Here is a 1,397-nt window from a genome sequence, read left to right as displayed (position 1 = left end):
GTGGGCGCATCATCTGCGGGGGTCGTTGCTGACCGATGTGAAGCGCAAGACGGCGACGGGGATGGGCCGGGTGCTGGGGGTGGCGACGCAGAGCCTGAATCATGTGGTCACGGACTCGCCGTGGGAGTGGGGGCCGGTGCAGAACCGGATCGCGGTGCGGGCGCAGGCGTTGCTGCGCCCGTCCGCGTGGGCGGTCGACGACACGACGTTCCTCAAGGACGGGCACGACAGCGTCGGGGTGGCCCGCCAGCATTCCGGGCGGGCCGGCGGGCAGGCCAACTGCCAGGCCGCGGTGTCGGTGACCGCGTGCGGGAAGGCGGGGGCGATCCCGTTGGCGTGGCGGCTGTTCCTGCCGAAATCGTGGGACCCGGACCTGTCGGCCGAGCGGCGGCTGAGCTGCCGGGTCCCCGAGGACGCGGTGCACCGCCGCAAGTGGGAGCTGGCCCTGGACGCCCTCGACGGGCTGCGCGCGGCGGGCCTGGAGCCGCCGCCGGTCGTGGCCGACCGGGACTACGGCCGGGCCGGGGAGTTCCGCGACGGTCTCGCGCGGCGGGGCCTGGGATTCGTGGTGCAGGTCAACAGCGACGTCAGCGTGCTGCCCTGGCAGCGGGAACCGGACACCGCCTGGGCGCGGGAAGGCAAGCACCGCCGCGCCGCCGACCTGGCCGCCGACGCGAAACGCGTCCCGGTGTCCTGGCACACCGCCGAGGGCGACCGGGTCGCCGGCTTCAGCCTGCTGCGCGTGCGCGAAGCCGGGATCCCGGCCCGGCAACGAGCCTCGAAAGCCGCGGCCTGCCTGCCCGACCGGTGGCTGCTCGTCCAATGGGACGACAGGAAACCCGCCACGCCCGCGCACCTGTGGCTGGCCAGCCTGCCCGACACCGCCCGCCCCGCCCTCCAGCGCCTGGTCCGGCTCGCCAAAACCCGATGGGCCGTCGAAACCGGCTACCGCGAACTCAAAGACACCCTCGGCCTCGACCACTTCGAAGGACGCACCTGGCCCGGCTGGCACCGCCACGTCACCCTCGTCACCGCAGCACTGCTCTTCCTCGCCGAACACCGAACCCGCACACCAAAACACGCGGCCCCGGCCTGACACTCGGACAGACCGCCCTGCTCCTGCAGAACCTGCTCACCTGCTGGACCGGGGCCTGCGCGCTATGCCAACAACAACTCCCACCCTGACAAAGCCCTACATAGATTCCCTCAAGGGGCCCTTCACGGACCTCACCACCGCCGAGACGCACCCAAAGCGGCGTTCGGTGCATCCCACGCACCCAACATGGCATTCGGTGCATCCCACCGCACCCAAAGCGGCATTGGAGCGCTAACCCCCACCGCGAACCGCAGCCGCCGCACCCAACAATCGAGGCACCCAGCCCCCCCCCCAACCCCGA

At 72.0% G+C, this 1,397-nt stretch carries 1 protein-coding gene; it reads left to right on the top strand.

Annotated elements, in window-relative coordinates; translation table 11 throughout:
- Positions 1-1,096: IS701 family transposase (locus D0D37_RS46310; protein WP_162834823.1), on the top strand; the 1,096-nt coding region annotated here is incomplete at its 5' end.
- Positions 1,097-1,397: the final 301 nt, after the last annotated feature.

Origin of the sequence: Amycolatopsis circi, assembly GCF_003385235.1 — a bacterium.
Classification (GTDB): Bacteria; Actinomycetota; Actinomycetes; order Mycobacteriales; family Pseudonocardiaceae; genus Amycolatopsis; species Amycolatopsis circi.
The sequence above is the reverse complement of the archived record's forward strand: the minus strand, read 5'-3'. Positions and strand labels throughout refer to the sequence as shown.